16 protein-coding genes, 2 tRNA genes and 1 pseudogene are annotated in these 20,700 nt (G+C 36.8%); 8 read left to right on the plus strand and 11 right to left on the minus strand.

The genetic code is table 11. The annotated features are described in order from the left end of the window. Positions 1 to 356 precede the first annotated feature (356 nt). The 4 genes from HMPREF2644_RS07550 to HMPREF2644_RS07565 all read right to left on the minus strand — a co-directional run bounded on the left by HMPREF2644_RS07550 (position 357) and on the right by HMPREF2644_RS07565 (position 2,965). Positions 357 to 446, minus strand: a tRNA-Ser gene (locus HMPREF2644_RS07550). 182 nt (positions 447 to 628) lie between these two features. Next, positions 629 to 1,525: a glycosyltransferase family 8 protein gene (locus HMPREF2644_RS07555; RefSeq protein WP_070828365.1), complete on the minus strand. Its 897-nt coding sequence runs from the start codon at positions 1,523 to 1,525 to the stop codon at positions 629 to 631. 114 nt (positions 1,526 to 1,639) lie between these two features. Then, the gene (rdgB, locus tag HMPREF2644_RS07560) at positions 1,640 to 2,227 is read right to left on the minus strand and encodes an RdgB/HAM1 family non-canonical purine NTP pyrophosphatase (protein WP_005689434.1); all 588 of its coding nucleotides are present in this window, start codon (positions 2,225 to 2,227) and stop codon (positions 1,640 to 1,642) included. Positions 2,228 to 2,239: 12 nt separating this feature from the next. Further along, on the minus strand, positions 2,240 to 2,965 hold the full coding sequence (locus tag HMPREF2644_RS07565; protein WP_070828366.1) for a 3-deoxy-D-manno-octulosonic acid kinase: 726 nt from the start codon (positions 2,963 to 2,965) through the stop codon (positions 2,240 to 2,242). Positions 2,966 to 3,041: 76 nt separating this feature from the next. Between HMPREF2644_RS07565 and HMPREF2644_RS07570 the strand changes: the two genes are divergently transcribed. The 4 genes from HMPREF2644_RS07570 (at position 3,042) to HMPREF2644_RS07585 (ending at position 11,078) form a co-directional block, all read left to right on the plus strand. Next, positions 3,042 to 4,085 (plus strand): glycosyltransferase family 9 protein, encoded by a 1,044-nt coding sequence (locus tag HMPREF2644_RS07570; RefSeq protein WP_005656199.1) that lies wholly within the window; start codon positions 3,042 to 3,044, stop codon positions 4,083 to 4,085. A gap of 325 nt (positions 4,086 to 4,410) precedes the next feature. Next, positions 4,411 to 6,552: a TonB-dependent hemoglobin/transferrin/lactoferrin family receptor gene (locus tag HMPREF2644_RS07575; protein WP_005656201.1), complete on the plus strand. Its 2,142-nt coding sequence runs from the start codon at positions 4,411 to 4,413 to the stop codon at positions 6,550 to 6,552. Between the two features lie 75 nt (positions 6,553 to 6,627). After that, positions 6,628 to 8,322, plus strand: coding sequence for a heme/hemopexin-binding protein HxuB (gene hxuB, locus HMPREF2644_RS07580; RefSeq protein ID WP_050397187.1), 1,695 nt, complete (start codon positions 6,628 to 6,630; stop codon positions 8,320 to 8,322). An 11-nt stretch (positions 8,323 to 8,333) separates the two neighbouring features. Then, positions 8,334 to 11,078, plus strand: a complete 2,745-nt coding sequence (locus HMPREF2644_RS07585) for a filamentous hemagglutinin N-terminal domain-containing protein (protein WP_070828367.1) — start codon at positions 8,334 to 8,336, stop codon at positions 11,076 to 11,078. Positions 11,079 to 11,173: 95 nt separating this feature from the next. Here HMPREF2644_RS07585 and folB read toward each other — a convergent pair whose 3' ends face one another. Next, positions 11,174 to 11,530: a dihydroneopterin aldolase gene (gene folB / locus HMPREF2644_RS07590; RefSeq protein WP_070828368.1), complete on the minus strand. Its 357-nt coding sequence runs from the start codon at positions 11,528 to 11,530 to the stop codon at positions 11,174 to 11,176. An 82-nt stretch (positions 11,531 to 11,612) separates the two neighbouring features. On the opposite strand from folB, the gene plsY reads away from it, so the two are divergent. From plsY to rpoH, 4 genes are all read left to right on the plus strand, one after another. Continuing rightward, positions 11,613 to 12,212, plus strand: a complete 600-nt coding sequence (plsY, locus tag HMPREF2644_RS07595; protein WP_048951400.1) for a glycerol-3-phosphate 1-O-acyltransferase PlsY — start codon at positions 11,613 to 11,615, stop codon at positions 12,210 to 12,212. A 41-nt stretch (positions 12,213 to 12,253) separates the two neighbouring features. Next, positions 12,254 to 13,957 carry a nitrate/nitrite two-component system sensor histidine kinase NarQ gene (gene narQ, locus HMPREF2644_RS07600; RefSeq protein WP_070828369.1) on the plus strand — a complete coding sequence of 568 codons (1,704 nt, stop codon included), beginning with the start codon at positions 12,254 to 12,256 and terminating at the stop codon, positions 13,955 to 13,957. A gap of 9 nt (positions 13,958 to 13,966) precedes the next feature. Further along, positions 13,967 to 14,992, plus strand: coding sequence for a UDP-N-acetylmuramate dehydrogenase (gene murB, locus HMPREF2644_RS07605; RefSeq protein ID WP_070828370.1), 1,026 nt, complete (start codon positions 13,967 to 13,969; stop codon positions 14,990 to 14,992). Positions 14,993 to 15,117: 125 nt separating this feature from the next. Continuing rightward, positions 15,118 to 15,963, plus strand: a complete 846-nt coding sequence (rpoH, locus tag HMPREF2644_RS07610) for an RNA polymerase sigma factor RpoH (RefSeq protein ID WP_005694033.1) — start codon at positions 15,118 to 15,120, stop codon at positions 15,961 to 15,963. Between the two features lie 39 nt (positions 15,964 to 16,002). Here the strand turns inward: rpoH and HMPREF2644_RS07615 are convergent. From HMPREF2644_RS07615 to gltX, 6 genes and pseudogenes are all read right to left on the minus strand, one after another. Then, positions 16,003 to 16,430, minus strand: a pseudogene (locus HMPREF2644_RS07615) (tRNA-dihydrouridine synthase). Next, entirely contained in the window at positions 16,430 to 17,296 is an 867-nt protein-coding gene (djlA, locus tag HMPREF2644_RS07620; protein ID WP_005686695.1) for a co-chaperone DjlA, read from the minus strand. The pseudogene HMPREF2644_RS07615 and the gene djlA overlap by 1 nt, the downstream one beginning before the upstream one ends. 78 nt (positions 17,297 to 17,374) lie before the next feature. Beyond that, a complete protein-coding gene (pyrE, locus tag HMPREF2644_RS07625) occupies positions 17,375 to 18,016 on the minus strand; it encodes an orotate phosphoribosyltransferase (RefSeq protein WP_005644452.1) in 642 nt (213 codons plus the stop codon). Between the two features lie 23 nt (positions 18,017 to 18,039). Beyond that, complete coding sequence (rph, locus tag HMPREF2644_RS07630) at positions 18,040 to 18,756, minus strand: ribonuclease PH (RefSeq protein ID WP_005632808.1); 717 nt, start codon at positions 18,754 to 18,756, stop codon at positions 18,040 to 18,042. Positions 18,757 to 18,900: 144 nt separating this feature from the next. Then, positions 18,901 to 18,976, minus strand: a tRNA-Ala gene (locus tag HMPREF2644_RS07635). Positions 18,977 to 19,056: 80 nt separating this feature from the next. Continuing rightward, on the minus strand, positions 19,057 to 20,499 hold the full coding sequence (gltX, locus tag HMPREF2644_RS07640; RefSeq protein ID WP_011271958.1) for a glutamate--tRNA ligase: 1,443 nt from the start codon (positions 20,497 to 20,499) through the stop codon (positions 19,057 to 19,059). Between the last annotated feature and the right edge of the window lie 201 nt (positions 20,500 to 20,700).

Below are 20,700 nucleotides of genomic sequence, written 5' to 3' on the forward strand. Positions count from 1 at the left end.
AATTAAATCACTAAAAATTGATGATATTAACTCAAAATATTAATAATATTTTATTAAATATAGATTAATTTAACCTATCCTGCACGGCGATGTAAACTTCAGTACATTCACGCTTATCCACTACAAGAACATAAACGACAACTTTATCTTCAATAACTTCATAAACTTAAACAATGCCCTACAGAGCTAAATTTTATTTTATAAAACACACCAAAACCGCTCGGCAAATACGTATGAATTTCCTAAGCGTTTGATTAACTTTTTCTTAAATTGCTTTTAATAAAAATAGAGACTAATGAAAGATACAGATTAAATTTATATTTTTTAACGAAATAGATATTATTTGACGGGATTAATGGCGGTGAGAAAGGGATTTGAACCCTTGATGCAGTTTCCCACATACACGCTTTCCAGGCGTGCTCCTTCAACCACTCGGACATCTCACCGTAAAAGGTTCGCAAACTATAAAGATTTACTCTGGTTTAGTCAAGTTTTTTACTCTAAAAAATAAAAATCTTTAAAAGATTAGTTAAAAAATAGGCAATAAAAGCTATTGAGCTAATTCAGAGTTAGAAGATACTAATAATTTAGTAAGATGTAACCTTGATAATTATTAAAACAGTTGATTTTAATAGATACCATATATTAATTTATCTCTTATTCTCTTTCTTAATCTTTTTATTTTAATTAAAAAAGGGATTTTCTCAAAATGATCATACCAAGATGATGGTATATCAATAACTTTATCCATTTCTTTTAAAAGTAAATTTCCTATATGACAATTTAAGTGACTGCATTTTTTGTGCCAAAATTTATTTGGACCACAATAATGAGAAATAACTATTGGCATTTTTACGTATAATAAATTTTTCTTTTTAATCAAATCTCGATCCGTTGGTGTAAAATTAAATCTATTATTAATAAATTTTACTTTTCCTTTACAGATACCATTTAGAATATCTTGATCTTGGTATTTCATAACATTATTGTATTTATTCATCCAATTTATTGATTTTTGGAAAATATTTTCTTCTTTCCATTTATTTAAATTAATTAATAATATGCCCGCATTAAAATAAAAATCCCCTTCTAAACCAATTGTTTTTTTATAAGCTTCATTTTTTACATCAATAAAAGTATCTCGACATGCTGCCAAATAATAGTTCGTTATATCTATATTCCAAAGTTCTTGAAGTGAAGAGTTTGTTAATGTGTCCACATCAATATAAATAGCTTTTTCTATATCCTTTATGTATTTAGTTAAATTTAGTCTAGCGTAAGTAGCTAAAGATATATAATCTATTGTTTTTGGAAAGTTTTGAAAATCTGACTCACAAACTGGCAAGAAAAATACTTTACAAGAGTATGCGCTTGCTAAATTATTTATTATGGTCTTATTTTCCTGATTTATTTTCATATCAAGAATATAAAAATTTATTTTTTTAGGTGTGTTTTTAATAATGCTAAAAATACTTACAGCTAAATAAGGTGCATAATAGTTGTCAGATGAAAATATAATATTCATCGTCTGACTGACAGTCTGTCTGTCTGTCTGTCTGTCTGTCTGTCTGTCATAAAATTATCTTCTGATTAACGTGTCAATTATTTTTTATTAATAGATTAAATACTTTTATTAACTTTATAATTTATTTTTTAAAACGCTCAATGCCTTTGCACGATGAGAAATTTTTTTCTTCTCAGCTGTTTCTAATTCAGCAAATGTACAACCTTGTTCTGGACTAAAGAATAAACTGTCATAACCAAAACCATTTTCGCCTTTTTCTTCAAAACCAATCACACCGTGACACTCACCTTCGGCGATAATTGGCGATGGATCTGTTGGATGCTGTAAAAACACGATACAGCTCACAAATTTGGCTTGGCGTTTATCTTGTGCAATATGTGCAAGCTCTGCCAATAATTTCTCACGGTTTTTAGCATCATTACCCTCTTCGCCAGCATAACGTGCAGAATACAGGCCTGGTGCGCCATTAAGTGCGGAAACTACTAAGCCAGAATCATCCGCAATAGCAGGCAAACCTGATTTCTCTGAGGCATAGCGTGCTTTTAATAAGGCATTCTCAACGAAAGTTAAGCCAGTTTCTTCTGGGCTTTCAATGCCTAGATCTGTTTGTGCAATCACTTCAAAGCCAAAATCAGATAGAACATCAGCCATTTCTTTCACTTTGCCTTTATTGCCTGTAGCAAGTACGATTTTTTGTTTCATAAATTAGTCCTTTTATTGATGATAAGCTGACGTTAAATCAGCCCAGTTTTGCTCGGTAAATTGAATATTCATTCGTCCAACTTCTTTTTCGAAGGAACGTTTTAAACGGTTCAGATTTTGCACTTTCCAAAAATCTCCAGATTTTTCGCCGCACTTATCAAAATCGAGCAACCAACATTTTTGCCCTTGTTCAGTTTGTTGAAGCAAAATATTATGTGCATTCAAGTCTGTATGGCAAATCTGTAAATCATGTAGTTTTCGAATCAAACGACCAATTTGCATCCAAGTTGCTTTTGGCAATGTTTGTGTTTGTAAAAGTGCGGTTAAATCCTGCGCGTTTTCGATTTTTTCCGTCAAAATATCCGCTTGATAGCAAATACCTAACTTGCCTTTTTGAATACGTGCAGCAATGGGTTTAGGCACAGGTAACCCCGCTTCATACAAACGTTGCAACAAATGAAACTCAGCAAAACTACGGGTAGTTTCAAGAGCAGAAAAACGATAACGATCTTTGTTCAGTTTACCCCAAAGTCCACCGCGATAATAATGACGCAACGCACAATTTACACCAAACCAATCTTCCGTTTGCAAGAAATAAGTGATGCCTCGACCTTTTGCACTTCCTATCACTCGTTCTTGTTTTTGCCAAAATTCCGCTTGGAAAAACTCGGTTGCTTGCTCAAAAGTGCGGTCAAAATTAAAGATAAAATATTGGTTATCTTGTTGGAATTGCTGCATTAGAACGTTGTTATGAATAGAAAATGGGGTCATTCTACTTTAAAATAGGCACAAATTAAATGATAAAGGAACGTTAATGCCACTTTTTACCGAAGCTCCAAAATCTCTTTGTATTCTCCGATTGTCAGCTGTAGGCGATGTTTGCCACGCCTTAGCGGTGGTTCAGCACATTCAGGCATATTATCCCCAAACAGAAATTACTTGGATTGTAGGCAAAACTGAAATGGGTTTGCTTTCGGGCATTCCTAATGTCACGCTCCTTCATTACGATAAAAAAGCAGGATGGAAAGGTATTTTATCACTCTGGAAACAACTAAAAAATAAACAATTTGATGCGCTATTAAATATGCAAACAGCATTTCGTGCATCAATCCTTTCTTTAGGAATTAAAGCAAAATTCAAAATTGGATTTGGAGAAAAACGTTCTCGCGAAGGACAATGGCTATTTGTAAATCGTCGTATCGCAGATCCTTTTTCCCCTCACGTATTAGATGGATTTATGGCTTTCGCTGAATATATTGGCGTACCGAAAGCAGAACCGAAATGGGAATTAGCTATCTCAGAAGATGATTATAAATTTGCCGATCAATTTATTGATTTTTCTCGTAAAAATTTATTGATTTCCCCTTGTTCTAGCAAAGCAGAAAAAGATTGGCTAATCGAAGGTTATGCAGAGGTTGCCAATATTGCCCATCAGCATAATGTCAATGTGATTTTCTGCAGTTCGCCAGCCAAACGTGAATTAGAAATAGTCGAAAAAATTACCGCACTTTGCCATTTCACGCCAACCAATATTGCAGGAAAAACAAACCTAAAACAGCTTACCGCTTTAATTTCTAAGGTTGATTTGGTACTTTCGCCAGATTCTGGCCCTGCCCATATTGCGACAACACAAGGAACACCCGTTATTGGCTTGTATGCCTATCACAATCCTTTGCGGACTGCACCTTATAATAATTTAGATAACGTGGTATCTGTATATGAAGAAAATGCCCAAAAAGAATTTGGCAAACCGTCTTCTGAACTACCTTGGGCAACCAAACTAAAAGGGAAAAATTTGATGGCAGAGATTCAAGTCGAACCCGTCATTGAACAAATGAAAAAATTGGGATTATTTTGAAAAAATGATCTGCATCTCAAAAGTTAGATGGTTAAGTTAAACGTTTTAATATAGCCAACTTGAAAGTTGTTTTTGGAAAGTAAGAGCTTTATTTTTTAAGTTAAAAATCAATAACTTGTTGTTAAATTAGTTTATATTTAGTCATAAAAATATATACCTTAATCTCTTGCTTATTTAGTCCAATTTTTGCAGGTACAGATTGAAATCCAAAATTAGTTTAAATTTTACGCTACTAAATGCAAATGATTATAAATAAACCAATTGATTATTATCATTATTATCATCGCCATTCTCCTATTTTTAATTATTACAATAAGGAAAACAGATGCGATTTTCTAAACTTTCCCTTGCGGTTGCTACAACCTTAGTGACAGCAAATGTGCTAGCACAATCCATTGAATTAGACTCTATCAACGTTATTGCGACACGAGATCCAAGTAGGTTTGCTTATACGCCAGAAAAACAATCTAAAGATAGTCTTCTTTCCAAACAAGCTACTAGTGTTGCAGCAGCGTTAGAAGACATTCCCAATGTTGATATTAGAGGCGGTTCGAGAAGCATTGCTCAAAAACCTAATATTCGAGGGGTAAGTGATAATCGTGTTGTGCAAGTCATTGATGGCGTGAGACAAAATTTTGATTTAGCACATAGAGGTTCTTATTTTCTTCCAATGTCACTTATTCAAGAAATTGAAGTAATCAAAGGACCAAGTAGCTCCTTATGGGGTAGCGGTGCTTTGGGTGGTGTTGTGGCAATGCGTACGCCAAATGCTTTAGACTTATTGAAAAATAATGACAAATTCGGAGTTAAAATTCGCCAAGGTTATCAAACTGCTAATAATTTATCGGAAAGGGATGCTTCTGTATTTGCGGCAAATGACAAATTCGATGTTCTTATTAGTGCTTTCTATAATAATGCGGATAATTTACGCACTGGTAAAGGCAACAAGCTGAATAATACAGCCTATAAACAGTTTGGGGGCTTAGCAAAATTTGGTTGGCAAATCAATGATGCGAACCGTGTGGAATTATCCCACCGCGAAACTCGTTTTAAACAAACAGCACCAAGCAATAATGAGGTGGAAAACGAACTTACCAATGAAAAAATTATAGATCAAATCAACGAGTTCCACGGCTCAAACAACGGTTTACCACAGAGAGCAAAACCATCATCAGAAACATCAGCGTTTTACTCTAAAGTGAAAACACGTTTTGGCAGTGTCAGTTATTTAACTGATCAACAAATTCCTGATCAAAGCACGGTATTTAACTATTATTTAACGCCAGATAATTCTTATCTAAATACGCATATCGCACTGTATAACAATAAAACTATTGAGAAAGAACAGCGTAAAGTCAGTGGTGTGAAAGATCAGACTAAATTGACTACCCGAGGTATAAATTTACGTAATTCTTCCGAATTATCTCACATTTCCTTTGTTTATGGGGTGGATTATATGCGAGATAAAATCCGTACCGAACGAGGCACAAACGATAAAGATGCGAAGTTTCGAGCGGACCCCTATAATGCGAATTCAAACACTACAGGCGTTTATTTAATCGCTCATATTCCGCTATTTGGGGAAAAATTGCTAGTTTCGCCAAGTGTACGTTATGACCACTACGATACCTCAAGTAAAACCGTAAAATATAAGGATAATCATTTATCGCCTGCCACAAAATTAACTTGGAAAGTGACCAATTGGTTAGATTTTTCTGCTAAATATAATGAAGCTTTTCGAGCCCCATCTATGCAAGAACGGTTTGTGAGTGGTTCTCACTTTGGGGCAGATATTCGAGGAGCAAATCAGATAAATAAATTTGTAGCAAACCCAAATTTGCGCCCTGAAACAGCGAAAAATAAAGAAATTACCGCAAATCTACATTTTGATAGCCTGTTTAAACAAGACGATAAATTCAAAATTGAAGCGACTTATTTCCGCAATGATGTGAAAGATTTAATTAACTTAAAAACATTTAATAACCCGAATGAAAATAGCCCATCGCAGCTATTACCAACACGTTCTCAGTATCAAAACATAGCTAATGCCCGTTTAAGTGGTATTGAGTTGCAAGCCCAATACCAAACAGAACGTTTAACGCTATTTACTAATTATGGCAGCACCAAAGGTAGAGATAAAGATAGCGGCGAAGCCTTATCAAACATTGCCGCAAGCAAAATCGGCGTAGGGGCAGATTATGCTTTAGTAAAAGACAAATTCACTGTAGGAGCGACAATAACCCATTACGCTGCCCAAAATCGAGTGCCTAAAGATCACGCTGTTACCTACCCAAGTTATATACTGACCGATCTTCGTGCTACCTATGCGCCATTAAAAGGCGAATGGAAAAACCTGCGTTTAGATTTTGCGCTGGAAAACTTGTTTGATAGAAAATATCAACCAGCATTTAGTTTAATGGAAGGCACTGGTCGTAATGCGAAAATTAGTGCAGTTTATAGCTTCTAAATTTACTTTGGAAAAACGCCCTAAAGCTGTTTTCCCTCAATTTTTGTAATTTTATCAATTAATAGGACATAAGGAATGAAAATGAGACCTCGTTATTCTGTTATTGCAAGTGCGGTCAGTTTAGGCTTTGTTTTGAGTAATTCAGTGATGGCATTAGTGCCAAATGCTGGATCATTGAACCGTGAACTAGAACAGCGTCAAATTCAACCAGAAGCCAAACCTAGTGGCGAATTATTTAATCAAGCAGCAAAATCGCCTTATACCGCACAGTATAAACAAGGACTGAAATTTCCACTTACGCAAGTACAGATTTTAGATCGAAACAATCAAGAAGTCGTCACAGACGAGCTTGCACATATTTTAAAAAATTATGTAGGAAAAGAGGTATCGCTGTCAGATTTAAGTAATTTGGCAAATGAGATCAGCGAATTTTATCGTCATAATAATTATTTAGTGGCAAAAGCAATTTTACCACCGCAGGAAATTGAGCAAGGTACGGTAAAAATTTTGTTACTCAAAGGTAATGTAGGCGAAATACGCTTGCAAAATCACAGCGCATTAAGCAATAAATTTGTATCCCGTCTCTCTAATACAACAGTGAATACGTCCGAATTTATTTTGAAAGATGAGTTAGAAAAATTTGCTTTAACAATAAACGATGTTCCAGGGGTAAATGCTGGTTTGCAACTCTCCGCAGGCAAAAAAGTCGGCGAAGCAAATTTACTGATTAAGATTAACGATGCAAAACGTTTTTCTGGTTATGTTTCAGTAGATAACCAAGGCAACAAGTATACTGGGCGTTACCGTTTGGCTGCGGGGACAAAAGTCAGTAATTTGAATGGCTGGGGCGATGAATTGAAACTGGATTTACTGAGTTCTAATCAGGCTAATTTAAAAAATGCTCGTATAGATTATTCCTCTTTAATTGATGGTTATTCTACGCGTTTTGGTGTAACTGCTAACTATCTCGACTACAAATTAGGTGGTAATTTTAAATCATTACAATCTCAAGGGCATTCCCATACCCTAGGGGCTTATTTGTTGCACCCAACAATCCGTACACCAAATTTTCGTTTAAGTACTAAAGTGAGCTTTAATCATCAAAACCTTACGGATAAACAACAAGCGGTTTCTGTGAAACAAAAACGGAAAATAAACAGTTTAACTGCAGGGATTGACGGTTCTTGGAATCTTATTAAAGATGGGACAACTTATTTTTCATTATCTACCTTGTTCGGTAATTTAGCGAATCAAACTAATGAAAGAAAACATAATGCGACAGAGGATTTTCAACCAAAATCGCATTTTACGGTATATAACTACCACTTGTCTCACGAGCAAATTTTACCAAAATCTTTTGCTTTCAATATTGGTATAAACGGTCAGTTTGCTGATAAAAACCTTGAAAGCTCACAGAAAATGTTGCTTGGTGGTCTGTCTGGCGTGCGTGGACATCAAGCTGGTGCGGCTTCTGTGGATGAAGGGCATGTGATACAAACAGAATTCAAACATTATTTACCAGTCTTTTCCCAAAGTGTCCTAGTTAGTTCATTGTTCTATGACTATGGTTTTGGGAAATCTTATAAACATGGCCAATTTCTCGAAAAAGGCGTGAAAAATAGCGTGAAATTACAAAGCGTTGGTGCAGGACTTTCTTTTTCAGATGCAGGCAGCTATGCCATCAACGCTAGTATCGCTAAACCGCTTGATAACAATATTAATAATGCCGATAAACACCAATTTTGGCTTTCTATGATTAAAACTTTCTAAGGAGATATGTCATGTATAAATTAAATGTAATTTCTCTTATCATTTTGACCACTTGCAGTGGTGCGGCGTATGCCTCTACACAGGATTTTCCACAAAATAGCACTGTAGTTGTTGGGAGGGCAAGTGTTACTCAAACTGAAAATAAAATGACGATTAATCAAGAAACCCCCACAACTCAAATAGACTGGAAGAGTTTTGACATCGGCAAAAATAAAGAAGTGGAATTTCAACAACCCAGCACAAGCGCTGTGGCATATAACCGTGTAACTGGCGGGAATGCTAGTCAAATTCAAGGGAAATTGAAGGCAAACGGTAAGGTTTATTTAGCAAACCCTAATGGGGTTATTATTACCGAAGGGGCAGAAATCAATGTCGCTGGTTTATTTGCAACAACTAAAGATTTAGAGAGAATCAGTGAAAATGGCAATAATAAATTTACCCGTAAATTAACACAAGAAGGTCAAGTTCTCAATCAAGGGAAAATTACGGCGCAAGATTTCGTGGTACTTAATGGCGATCAAGTTATTAATGAAGGGGAAATTAACGTTGAAAAAAACGCTGCAAAAAATGGCGAGGTGTATTTATCCTCAGGCTATAATTTCACATTTACCTTATCAGATAGCGGTATAAGTGTGGCATTAGAAGATAATACAGTACAGGGTATTGTTAAAAATGAAGGTATTGTTAAAAATGAAGGGAGTATTAAAGCAGGAGAGATTACGCTAAGTGCGAAAGGGCGTAACCAAGCATTAGATAGTTTGGTTGTGAATAATGGAGTGTTAGAAGCAACTAAAGTCAGAAATACAAACGGAAAAATTGTGTTATCTGCTGACAATGTTCAGTTGAATAGTAAAAGTAATATTAAAGGGGAGATCGTCAATTTTGGGACTGAAGTTACCTCAAATGAAGATAAAAAACTTAAAATCACTTCTCAAACTGGATCAAAAGTTACCTCGCCTCAAATCAACTTTAAAGGTAAAAGCGTTAATATCAATGGTAACTTTGGACGTGAAAATAGTGGAACGCACTATAATGATGAACATAAAACATTAAATACAGAAGTTAATATTGACGTGCCAAACACTGAAAATATTCGTATTGCGGATATTGCAGATAAAAATAATGCGAGTACGGGTTCATTTATACAAACAGAGGCGTTAAGTTCATTACTGGCTAATAATGGAAAAGTGAATCTTAAAGGAAATGAGGTTAATATTTCAGGCAATATCAATATAGATTCCTTTAGAGGTACAGATTCGCTATTAAAGCTGACTAACCAAGGTCATATTAATATTGATCATGCGGATATTCACTCAAAATATCGTTTATTTGTTGTAACGAGTTTGCAGAATGAGGAAGATTTTAAATCAAATATTACAATTACTGACAGCAAAATAAATCTTGGTAACGGAGCGATGGGATTGGGGCGTAGTGCCAATGAAGATGACTATGATAACAGATATCAGAAAACAGAACGCTCACAACGTAAGAAGTTTAATGTAAATATGCGTAATGTAGTATTTGATCAGGTTGATGAAGTGATTTTAGTGGGTGGATTTAAAAATGTTAATTTAGATAACATCACCGCCACAGGACAGACGAATTTTTACATTGATGGGGGTATATCCCGTAATAGAAATGGTGTGAGTTCGAAATATGAATACGGAGTGTTAGATTTAGACCATCGTACACAGTTGTCAGAGTTAGATCAAGGCAGACGCCGTTGGAAATATTACCGTAAGTCATATACAGAAGATTTAGAGTTAGATATGAACAGAGCCTATTGGTATCGTTTTGATATGTTTGCTACCAAAAATACGGGGCGATCAACGATTAAAGACACGGAAATTAATATTTCTAACAGTAATATCAACCTAAAAAATGGATTTGTGCATTTACTGGCAGAAAAAATTAAGTTAGATAATAGCAAGATTGATATTACCTTTGATAAACAAGATATTGCAACTCAAATTAACCGTTTAGGAATGAATGGTAAAGTCTCAATGGTAAACTCACATATCAAAATCGTGGGCGATGAGAAAAGCGATATATCTCCAAAAGCACCTTATGCTACGATGTTTTTAATCGGGGAATTAATAGGGGAAAAAAGTTCTATTTTTGTGAAATCTCATCAGGGTTACACCTTTAGAACTGATGGCGATACAAAAATTGCAGGTAAATACAGCAAAGATGACTTGAAAATTACCGCAATTAACACTGGAGGAAGAACTGGGGAAGAAGTGATCATTAATGGTGCGCCAGGCTCAATTGATAATGATGCTAATATTGCCAATATGGCATTTACTATTGGTGATAACGCAGATACTAAAACAACCATTGAAAATGCTGAAATTACTGCCTTAGCACCTAACGGTGGAACAGCTTATTTAAGCTCCAAAGGGGTAGAAATTGATGTAAAACCAAATTCGGATTTCACATTCTTTGAACTTCCTCGTGAGAAAAACTTTAATCAGACAAAAATTAAAGGCGATTCTACCAAACTCAGTGAACGTGGTTTTGCTAGACTTTATGACAAAATTAACGGTGTGCGAGCCACCAACTTGTCTGCTGAGCAATTGAATGTTACGGACGCAAGCGAAAAAATCATTAATACAAATTTAGTGAGTAGCTTAGATGTTGAAAAACTTGTTTCTGTTGCAGTTTGTGATGCAGGTAAAGGTTGCGAAGAACAACAATTCGGCGATAAAGGTAATAATACTAAGGTGAGTGTTGGAGAGTTAGAAGCTGAACAATAACTATTCAGAACACAAGGTAAAAGCATAAAGCCAATCTGACAGACACCAATTAAATTGCGTGCCTGTCAGATTTTTTAATAGCCATTGTCGCTACATTATTTTAAACATCCACGTATAATCAATATGCCAACATTTCTAGCTTGTGCGACGGCTTTTGGTTTGCTCAGTTTAATTTTTAATCCTTGAAGTTGATAACGTGATTCAAGCAACTCTGCCACTTCATAAGCCGCTCGCTCAATCAACAAGAAAGGTTTACTTTCCACATAATCAATTATCACTTGGCTCACTTCAGCGTAATTTAAACAATAGGCAACATCATCCGTTTCCGCTGCTTGTTTACAATCCCACGCCATTTCCAAATCAAACACGAGTTTTTGCTTTATTTGCTGTTCCCAATCATATACACCGATTTGTGCAAAAACAGTCAATTCTTCAATAAAAATACGATCCATAAGGTTTCCTCTAAAATTATTGTAGGCGTATGCTATCAACTTTGGGTAAAATAACGAACAGTTTTTCTTGCTGGAGTACAAAATGAGCCTTTTCGCCCTTTTTTATATGCTTTTTGCCTATCTTTTAGGCTCTATTTCCAGTGCGATTTTAATTTGTCGCCTTACTGGATTGCCTGATCCTCGTCAAAATGGTTCACACAATCCTGGTGCGACGAATGTATTACGTATTGGAAATCGTAAGTCTGCCTTGGCGGTGCTTATTTTTGATATGTTAAAAGGGATGATTCCTGTATGGGCAGGTTATTATTTAGGTTTAACCCAATTTGAATTAGGGATGGTCGCACTTGGTGCTTGTTTAGGGCATATTTTCCCCATTTTTTTTCAATTTAAAGGTGGCAAAGGTGTTGCAACTGCCTTTGGAGCAATCGCACCGATTTCTTGGGCTGTTGCAGGTTCAATGTTTGGTACTTGGATCCTTGTTTTTCTTATTAGTGGCTATTCTTCGTTAAGTGCGGTACTTACGGCGTTAGTCGTGCCTTTTTATGTGTGGTGGTTTAAACCAGAATTTACTTTTCCTGTTGCCTTGGTATGTTGCCTATTAATTTATCGTCATCACGATAACATTCAACGCTTATGGCGTGGTCAAGAAGATAAAGTTTGGGCTAAATTTAAAAAGAAATAAAAATTTTACCGCACTTTTCTAAATTTCCACTGGAGTTTCCTGTGTATACTAAAGGTTCCGTTTCCACCCGTATTGCGAAATATTTATTTATCATTCTTATCGTTGCTGGTGTGATTAGTTCTCTAAGTTTGGCAATTATGAGCAGTAATAAATATGATGCCGAAGCCATTAATATTTCAGGTTCTTTGCGTATGCAAAGTTATCGCTTACTTTATGAAATGCAAGAACAACCAGAAAGCGTGGAAACGAACTTACGCCGTTATCATATAAGCCTTCATTCATCTGCTTTACTAGAAGTTCAAAATCAATTTTTCACACCGAATGTATTAAAACATTCCTATCAAAACATTTTGCAACGTTGGACGAACATGGAAAAATATGCGCGCCAACAGGATGTAAAAAACTATAGTAAGCAGCTTACTGACTATGTGGCAGATGTTGATTATTTTGTGTTTGAATTACAACGTTTTAGCGAGCAGAAATGGATTTTAGGCGTTTCAGTATTAGGTTTTGCGATGTTGTTAATTTTGCTGATGGTGTCTTATGTGATTTGGTACACAAACCGAGAAGTTGTGAAACCTTTGCATTTAATGACAAAAGCCAGTATGCAAGTGCAAATGCGTCAATTCAATCATATTCCACTTGACACAAGGAAACAAAACGAACTTGGCACACTGGCTCGCGTATTTACACAAATGTCCACAGAACTGGGACAGCTTTATTCGCGTTTAGAAGAAGCTGTAAACGAAAAAACGCAAAAGTTGCGTCAAACTAACCGCACTTTAAGCACTCTTTATCAAAGTGCTCAACTTCTGAATACAAACACAATTAACGATAAAATTTTAAATCAAGTTTTGAATTACATTTTTATTAGCGACCATTTGAACTTCGTTAAAGTGGAAGTGATGGGGGCTGAACATTGGGATATTACATTGGGTAAGCAAGATGCTAATAATGAACTACAAATCGAAACCCTTTCTGTGGATAACGAAGAATTAGGTGTACTCTCTTGGCAAGCAGGATTACCTTGTCCAGATCCCCGAATTATGCAAAATTTAGCGCAAATGCTTGCTCGTGCGCTTTATTTCCATAAAAATTTACGTCAGAAAGAACAGATTTTATTAATGGAAGAACGCTCAATTATTGCGCGAGAGTTGCACGATTCTTTGGCTCAAGTCTTATCATTTTTACAAATTCAACTTACTTTGCTCAAACATAACCTGAAGAAAGAAGACGAACAATCAAAAGAAAAGAGTTTGGCAATTATTGCCAATTTTGAACAAGCCCTTTCTGGTGGTTATGCACAGTTACGTGAGCTTTTAGCCACTTTCCGTTTAACCATACAAGAAGCGAATTTACAGCTTGCACTAAAACAAGTGATTGATTCATTACGCTCGCAAACAACAATGCAAATGAATGTGAATTGTCAATTACCATCGCAAAGTTTGAACCCTCAACAGCTGGTTCACGTTCTGCAAATTGTACGTGAAGCCACCACCAATGCGATCAAGCATTCTCAAGGCACGGTAATTGAAATTAGCGCAAGAATTAATGCGGAAGGCGAGTATGAAATTTTAGTTGAAGATGATGGGGTTGGCATTCCAAATCTTGAAGAACCAGAAGGGCATTACGGCTTAAATATTATGGCGGAACGCTGTCGTCAGCTTAATGCACAATTGCATATTCATCGCCGTGAGCAAGGTGGTACGCAGGTAAAAATCACTTTGCCGCATACATTATTTTAGGACATCAAAATGCAAAATTTACAGCCTTTTCATACTTTCCACATTCAATCTAATGCACGTGAAATTATTGAAGCACATAGCATCGAACAGTTACAACAAGTGTGGGCGTATTCTAAATCAGAAAATTTACCCGTACTTTTTTTAGGTCAAGGCAGTAATGTTCTGTTTCTGGATGATTTTAATGGCGTGGTGGTTTTAAATCGTTTAATGGGGATTACGCACGAACAAAATGCAAATTTTCACTATCTTCACGTCAATGGTGGGGAAAATTGGCATAAATTGGTGGGATGGTCTATTAATAATGGTATTTATGGCTTAGAAAATCTGGCTTTAATTCCTGGCTGTGCAGGATCTGCGCCTATTCAAAATATCGGTGCTTATGGCGTTGAATTTAAAGATGTGTGCGATTATGTGGATGTACTTAATTTAAACACGAATGAAACCTTTAGACTCGACACAGAACAATGCGAATTTGGTTATCGTGAAAGTACTTTTAAACATCGTTATCAGCAAGGTTACGTGATTACAGCGGTTGGATTAAAGCTTAAAAAAGATTGGCAGCCTATTCTAAAATATGGTTCGCTTGTAGACTTCGATCCAAAAACTATCACGGCTAAACAAATTTTTGATGAAGTCTGTCATATCCGTCAAAGTAAATTACCTGATCCAAATGAAACGGGTAATGCAGGGAGTTTCTTTAAAAATCCAGTTGTCAGTTCAGAACATTTTGAGGAAATCAAAAAACATCACAAAAATCTACCGCACTTTCCACAAGCAGATGGCTCAGTGAAATTAGCGGCAGGCTGGCTGATTGATCAATGTAATCTTAAAGGTTTTCAAATAGGAGGGGCTGCGGTTCATAAAAAACAAGCATTAGTGTTAATTAACAAAAGTGGGGCAACAGGACAAGACGTAGTTAAACTTGCCCATCACGTTCGCCAAACTGTTGCAGAAAAATTCGGTGTATATTTGCAACCTGAAGTAAGATTTATCAGTGCAACTGGCGAAGTAAATAGCGAGCAAATTATCACGTAATTTTATAATAATTGAACTTTCAATTGATAAAATCTGTCTTATTGACAAATTAGTTCAATAAGATAGCTTATTGTGCTATAACTAAGTACATTGATTGGCAAAAGCCAAAATAAAGAAGGGAAACGATGGATAAAGAAACACAAATGATGTTAGTTCCTCAAGGCAGTATCGAAGGTTATATTCGTGCAGCAAATGAATATCCGATGCTGACCGCAGAGGAAGAAAAGGAATTGGCAGAACGTTTGTATTATCACGAGGATTTAGATGCAGCGAAAAAACTCATTTTGTCGCATCTTCGTTTCGTGATCCATGTTGCACGTGGCTATTCTGGCTATGGTTTGCCACAAGCTGACTTAATCCAAGAGGGCAATATCGGTTTAATGAAAGCGGTCAAACGTTTTAACCCTGAAGTTGGTGTACGCTTGGTGTCATTCGCCGTGCATTGGATTAAAGCTGAGATCCACGAATATGTTCTTCGTAACTGGCGTATCGTAAAAGTCGCAACCACGAAAGCTCAACGTAAATTATTTTTCAACCTACGTAAAACTAAACAACGTTTAGGTTGGTTCAATGAAAATGAAGTTGATATGGTCGCAAATGAATTGGGTGTTTCCAAAGAAGATGTGATCGAAATGGAGTCTCGAATGAGCGGTGCGGATGTCGGTTTTGATTTACCTACTGATGATGCAGAAACAGAGACCTATTCTCCAGCCCTTTATTTGGAAGATAAAAGTTCTAATTTCGCAGCAGAGCTTGAAAATGAAAACTTTGAAAGCCAAGCAACCGAGCAATTAGGTGCAGCGTTACAAAGTCTAGATGCACGTAGTCAGGATATTATCAAAGCTCGTTGGTTAGATGATAACAAAGCCACATTGCACGATTTGGCAGCAAAATATAATGTCTCTGCGGAACGTATTCGTCAATTAGAAACTAATGCACTGAAAAAATTAAAAAGTGCGGTGAATTTTTAAATAATTTAGAAAAAGAAAACCTGCTGATTAGCAGGTTTTTTATTTCTCATTTAACCGTAATTTCAAATCTTCAGCAGTTTGGCAGGTCTTAATCTTATCAAACACTTGGTTCGCCTCGTCATATTCCTTATTCAAATAACGTAACCACTGTTTAATTCGTGCCACATGGTAAAAACCGCTGTCATATTCATTTTCGACATTAGCATATTTTTGCAAGATTTTTTGAATCTCATACCAAGGCATTCTGGATGCTGCCCTAGCAACTGCACTCGCACAGGCGTACCAGAAGAAGTAAAGCCCTGATTTTTTAATTCAGGGCATAAACGATAAAATACTTTTTCAGGGAGAAATTGATCAACTACGCGAACAAATTCTGTTATACATAAATCGTAGTCATTCACTTCGGTGAGAAGTTGGCGTACAAAGGGATCTAGAACCCCTTGCATAGGCGCAAGAATAACACGCACTATTTCCAGCCTTTTGCTTTACAAATTAAATCGTAAGCGGCTTGAATCTGTTGAGTTTTTTCTTTTGCCATTTCCATCATTTCTGGCGGTAAACCTTTCGCCACAAGTTTATCTGGATGATGTTCATTCATTAAACGACGATAAGCACGCTTAACCGTGCTTTGCTCGTCGGACTCAGTCACACCCAATACTTTATAGGCATCATTTAAAGTTGGGCCAGAAGCATGTTGGTAACCACCACTATTTTGTTGTTGATATTGGTAGCCACCTTGATATGCACCTTGTTGATATTGCTGATAAAAACCGCCTTGAGTAAAAGCTCGAGCAGCCATTTCCATCGCAATCATTTGTTCAAATTGCATACGAGAAAGCCCAAGTTCTTCAGCGATCACATAAAGCACTTCTTTCTCATTTTCGTGAAGTTCTGAATCGGCAAAAGCCGCTTGAACTTGCACTTGTAAGAACATTCGCAATAAATCAGCACGTTGCCCACAACCAATGCGAAATTCACGGATAACTTGACGAATCGGGAAATCAGATTCTTTACCACGACGAAACGCATCTTGCGCTAATTTACGCCCAGCATCATCCAGTTTAAGCTGAATCATTAATTGATTAGCTAATTGAATATCTTCTTCTGTTACACGCCCTTTCGATTTACTTAAATGTCCTAACACCGCAAAGGTGGTTTGCATAAACAAGTCTTGACGTGTTGTTTTCTTTTTAAAGAAACTAGAACTTACCGAGCCAAGCTCATACAATTTTTTATCTGCAATAGAGCCTAAAATGAGACCAGCAATCGCACCAAAAAATCCACCAACTTTCCAACCTAAAAATACGCCTATAATTTTCCCAATAAATCCCATTCTTTCCCCTGTTAAGTCAAAGTGCGGTTATTTTTATAATGTTATTTATAATGATGATAAAAATTTATTTCTCAAGTTTTATACGCCAAATTCGGCACGATAAGCACGCATTTCTGGCAAATGGCTACTATATCGAGGATCTTGTTCGATAAATTGCATCAAATCATCTAAATCAATGATTGATAGCACTTGGCATTGATAATCACGTTCTACTTCTTGAATTGCAGAAAGCTCGCCTTTTCCTCGTTCCTTACGGTTTAGAGCGATCAATACCGCCGCAAGCTCTGCCTTATTTGCACTGATTAATTCCATAGATTCACGAATTGCAGTGCCAGCCGTAATCACGTCATCCACAAGCAAAATTTTTCCTTGCAATGGGCTACCAATTAAATTGCCGCCCTCTCCGTGATCTTTCACTTCTTTGCGATTAAAACACACGGGTTTATCAATACCATAACGATTAAATAACGCCACCGAAACTGAAGTGCCAATTGGAATGCCTTTGTAAGCAGGGCCAAAAACCACATCAAAATCTACCGCACTTGCTTGAATTGCCGCAGCATAGAACTCGCCTAAACGCGCTAAATCTGCCCCCGTATTGAACAAACCTGCATTAAAGAAATACGGACTTTTACGCCCCGATTTCAAAGTAAACTCGCCGAATTTCAATACATTTCGGCTTAAAGCAAATTCGATAAAATCGCGTTTATATTGTTCCATTTTTTAACTCCTATAAACTGTGTTTATAAGCCTAACGCTTCGCGTTGAGCGATAAAAATTTGATTACAGCCTTGTTTCGCTAAATCTAATAATGTTAATAATTCTTCATGGCTAAATGGCTCGCCTTCTGCAGTGCCTTGCACCTCAATCATTCGACCATCTTCCATCATCACAACATTCATATCGGTTTCCGCTGCAGAATCTTCCACATATTCCAAATCACAAACAGCTTGACCATCAACAATCCCTACAGAAATTGCCGAAACTAGCCCTTTAATTGGATTAGTTTTTAACGTGCCATTCTCAATTAAACCATTGATCGCATCACATAATGCGACTGCAGCACCAGTAATGGATGCAGTTCGTGTGCCGCCATCCGCTTGAATAACATCACAATCTAAAGTAATCGCACGTTCACCCAGTGCTTTAAGATCCACCATGGCGCGCAAAGAGCGGGCAATTAAGCGTTGAATTTCCATTGTGCGTCCACCTTGTTTACCTTTAGCCGCCTCACGTTGCATACGACTATGTGTTGAACGTGGCAACATTCCATATTCAGCCGTTACCCAACCTTGCCCTTGTCCTTTTAAGAAACGTGGCACAGCATCTTCCACTGTTGCAGTACAAAGCACTTTGGTGTCCCCAAATTCAACAAGCACAGAACCTTCAGCATGCTTGGTGTAGTTACGGGTAATTTTAATTTGGCGGGGTTGATTATTTTCTCGATTATTTGGACGCATAATTATTCCTTGATATGATTTCGAACGATGTAATAAAAAAGCGCACTATTCTAGCACGCTTTAGTTTTTATTTTTGTTAAAATTCGCTAAGATATTGATTATTGATAATAAAAAAGCAAGGTAAATAACCTTGCTTTATTAATTTGGTGGAGATAATCGGGATCGAACCGACGACCTCTTGAATGCCATTCAAGCGCTCTCCCAACTGAGCTATATCCCCATAAAAGACAGCGACATGATAAAATTTGACTATGTGGCTGTCAATACGATTTTATTATGCGTTTGTTATCCGATTAAATATTAAGCGTTTTGTGCATGAATAAAATCAATAGCGCGCTGAATACGCACAAGTACGCGATCTCTGCCGATACCGACTAGGGTAACATCCATTGATGGCGATTGACCAGAACCTGTCACAGCGACACGTAATGGCATGCCAACTTTACCCATGCCCACTTCTAGTTCAGCAGCTGTTTGCTCAATGGCTTCGTGAATAGAATGTAAATTCCAGCTAGAAAGTGCGGTTAATTTTTCTTTCACTTTTGCAAGCGCTTCAGCAGCATTGCCTTTGAAATGTTTTTTCGCTGCGGCTTCATCAAAGGTTTCAAACTCTTCAAAGAAGTAGCGGCTTGAACTTGCCATTTCTTTTAAGGTTTTGCAACGTTCCGCAAGCATGGAGACAATATCAGTTAATGCAGGACCATTGCTTGTATCAATGCTTTGATCTTTGTAATGCCATTCAAGATGTTTAGCCACATATTCTGGCGGTAATTCGCGGATATAATGTTGATTCAACCATTGTAATTTTTCGGTATTAAATGCGCTAGCTGATTTGCTAACGTGATCTAATTCGAAATAGTTGATCATTTCTTCGCGACTAAAAATTTCTTGGTCGCCATGTCCCCAGCCTAAACGAACAAGATAGTTAATTAAAGCTTCGGGTAAGTAACCATCATCACGATATTGCATTACGCTCACTGCGCCATGTCGTTTAGAGAGTTTTTGACCATCATCGCCATTAATCATAGAAACGTGTGCATAGGTTGGAATTGGGGCACCAATCGCTTTTAAAATGTTAATTTGACGAGGCGTGTTGTTGATATGATCTTCGCCACGTACAACATGTGTGATACCCATGTCCCAGTCATCTACAACTACACAGAAGTTATAAGTTGGAGAACCGTCTGTGCGGCGAATAATAAGATCATCAAGCTCACTGTTGCTGATTTCAATACGGCCACGTACGGCATCATCAAATACTACCGAGCCTTCAGTTGGATTTTTAAAACGTACAACATGGGGTTCATCAGGTGAATGGTTGTGATCGTGTAAGCAGTGACGGTCATAACGTGGTTTTTCTTTATTTTGTTCTTGAGTATGACGAAGTTCTTCTAAGTGTTCTTTAGTACAATAACAACGATATGCTAAGCCTTGTTCAATCATTTCATCGATCACTTGGTTATAACGATCAAAGCGTTTAGTTTGGTAATAAGGGCCATGCTCCCACGGAAGATTTAACCATTCCATGCCTTCAATAATGGCAGCCGTTGCTTCTGGTGTTGAACGCTCTAAATCAGTGTCTTCAATTCGTAATACAAATTCGCCGTTATTATGTTTTGCGTATAACCAAGAATAAAGTGCGGTACGTGCGCCACCTACATGTAAATAACCTGTAGGGCTAGGAGCAAAACGAGTACGCACTTTTACATTTGGATCTAAATTAAAAGGAGCATCTAGTTTCATCTTTATAACCTATCTTCAATAAAATATTAGTCGTTATTCTACTACGACTTGTTTGACTTCTAAATAAAAAAGCGGATTTTATGCTTATTTTTACGACAATTAAACAAAATTTAATAAAAAGGTATTGACTGAAAATGCATTCTCCCTATAATGCCAACCCACAACATTAAGGGCGATTAGCTCAGTTGGGAGAGCACCTCC

The organism is Haemophilus sp. HMSC071C11 (genome assembly GCF_001837655.1).
GTDB classification, from domain to species: domain Bacteria; phylum Pseudomonadota; class Gammaproteobacteria; order Enterobacterales; family Pasteurellaceae; genus Haemophilus; species Haemophilus influenzae.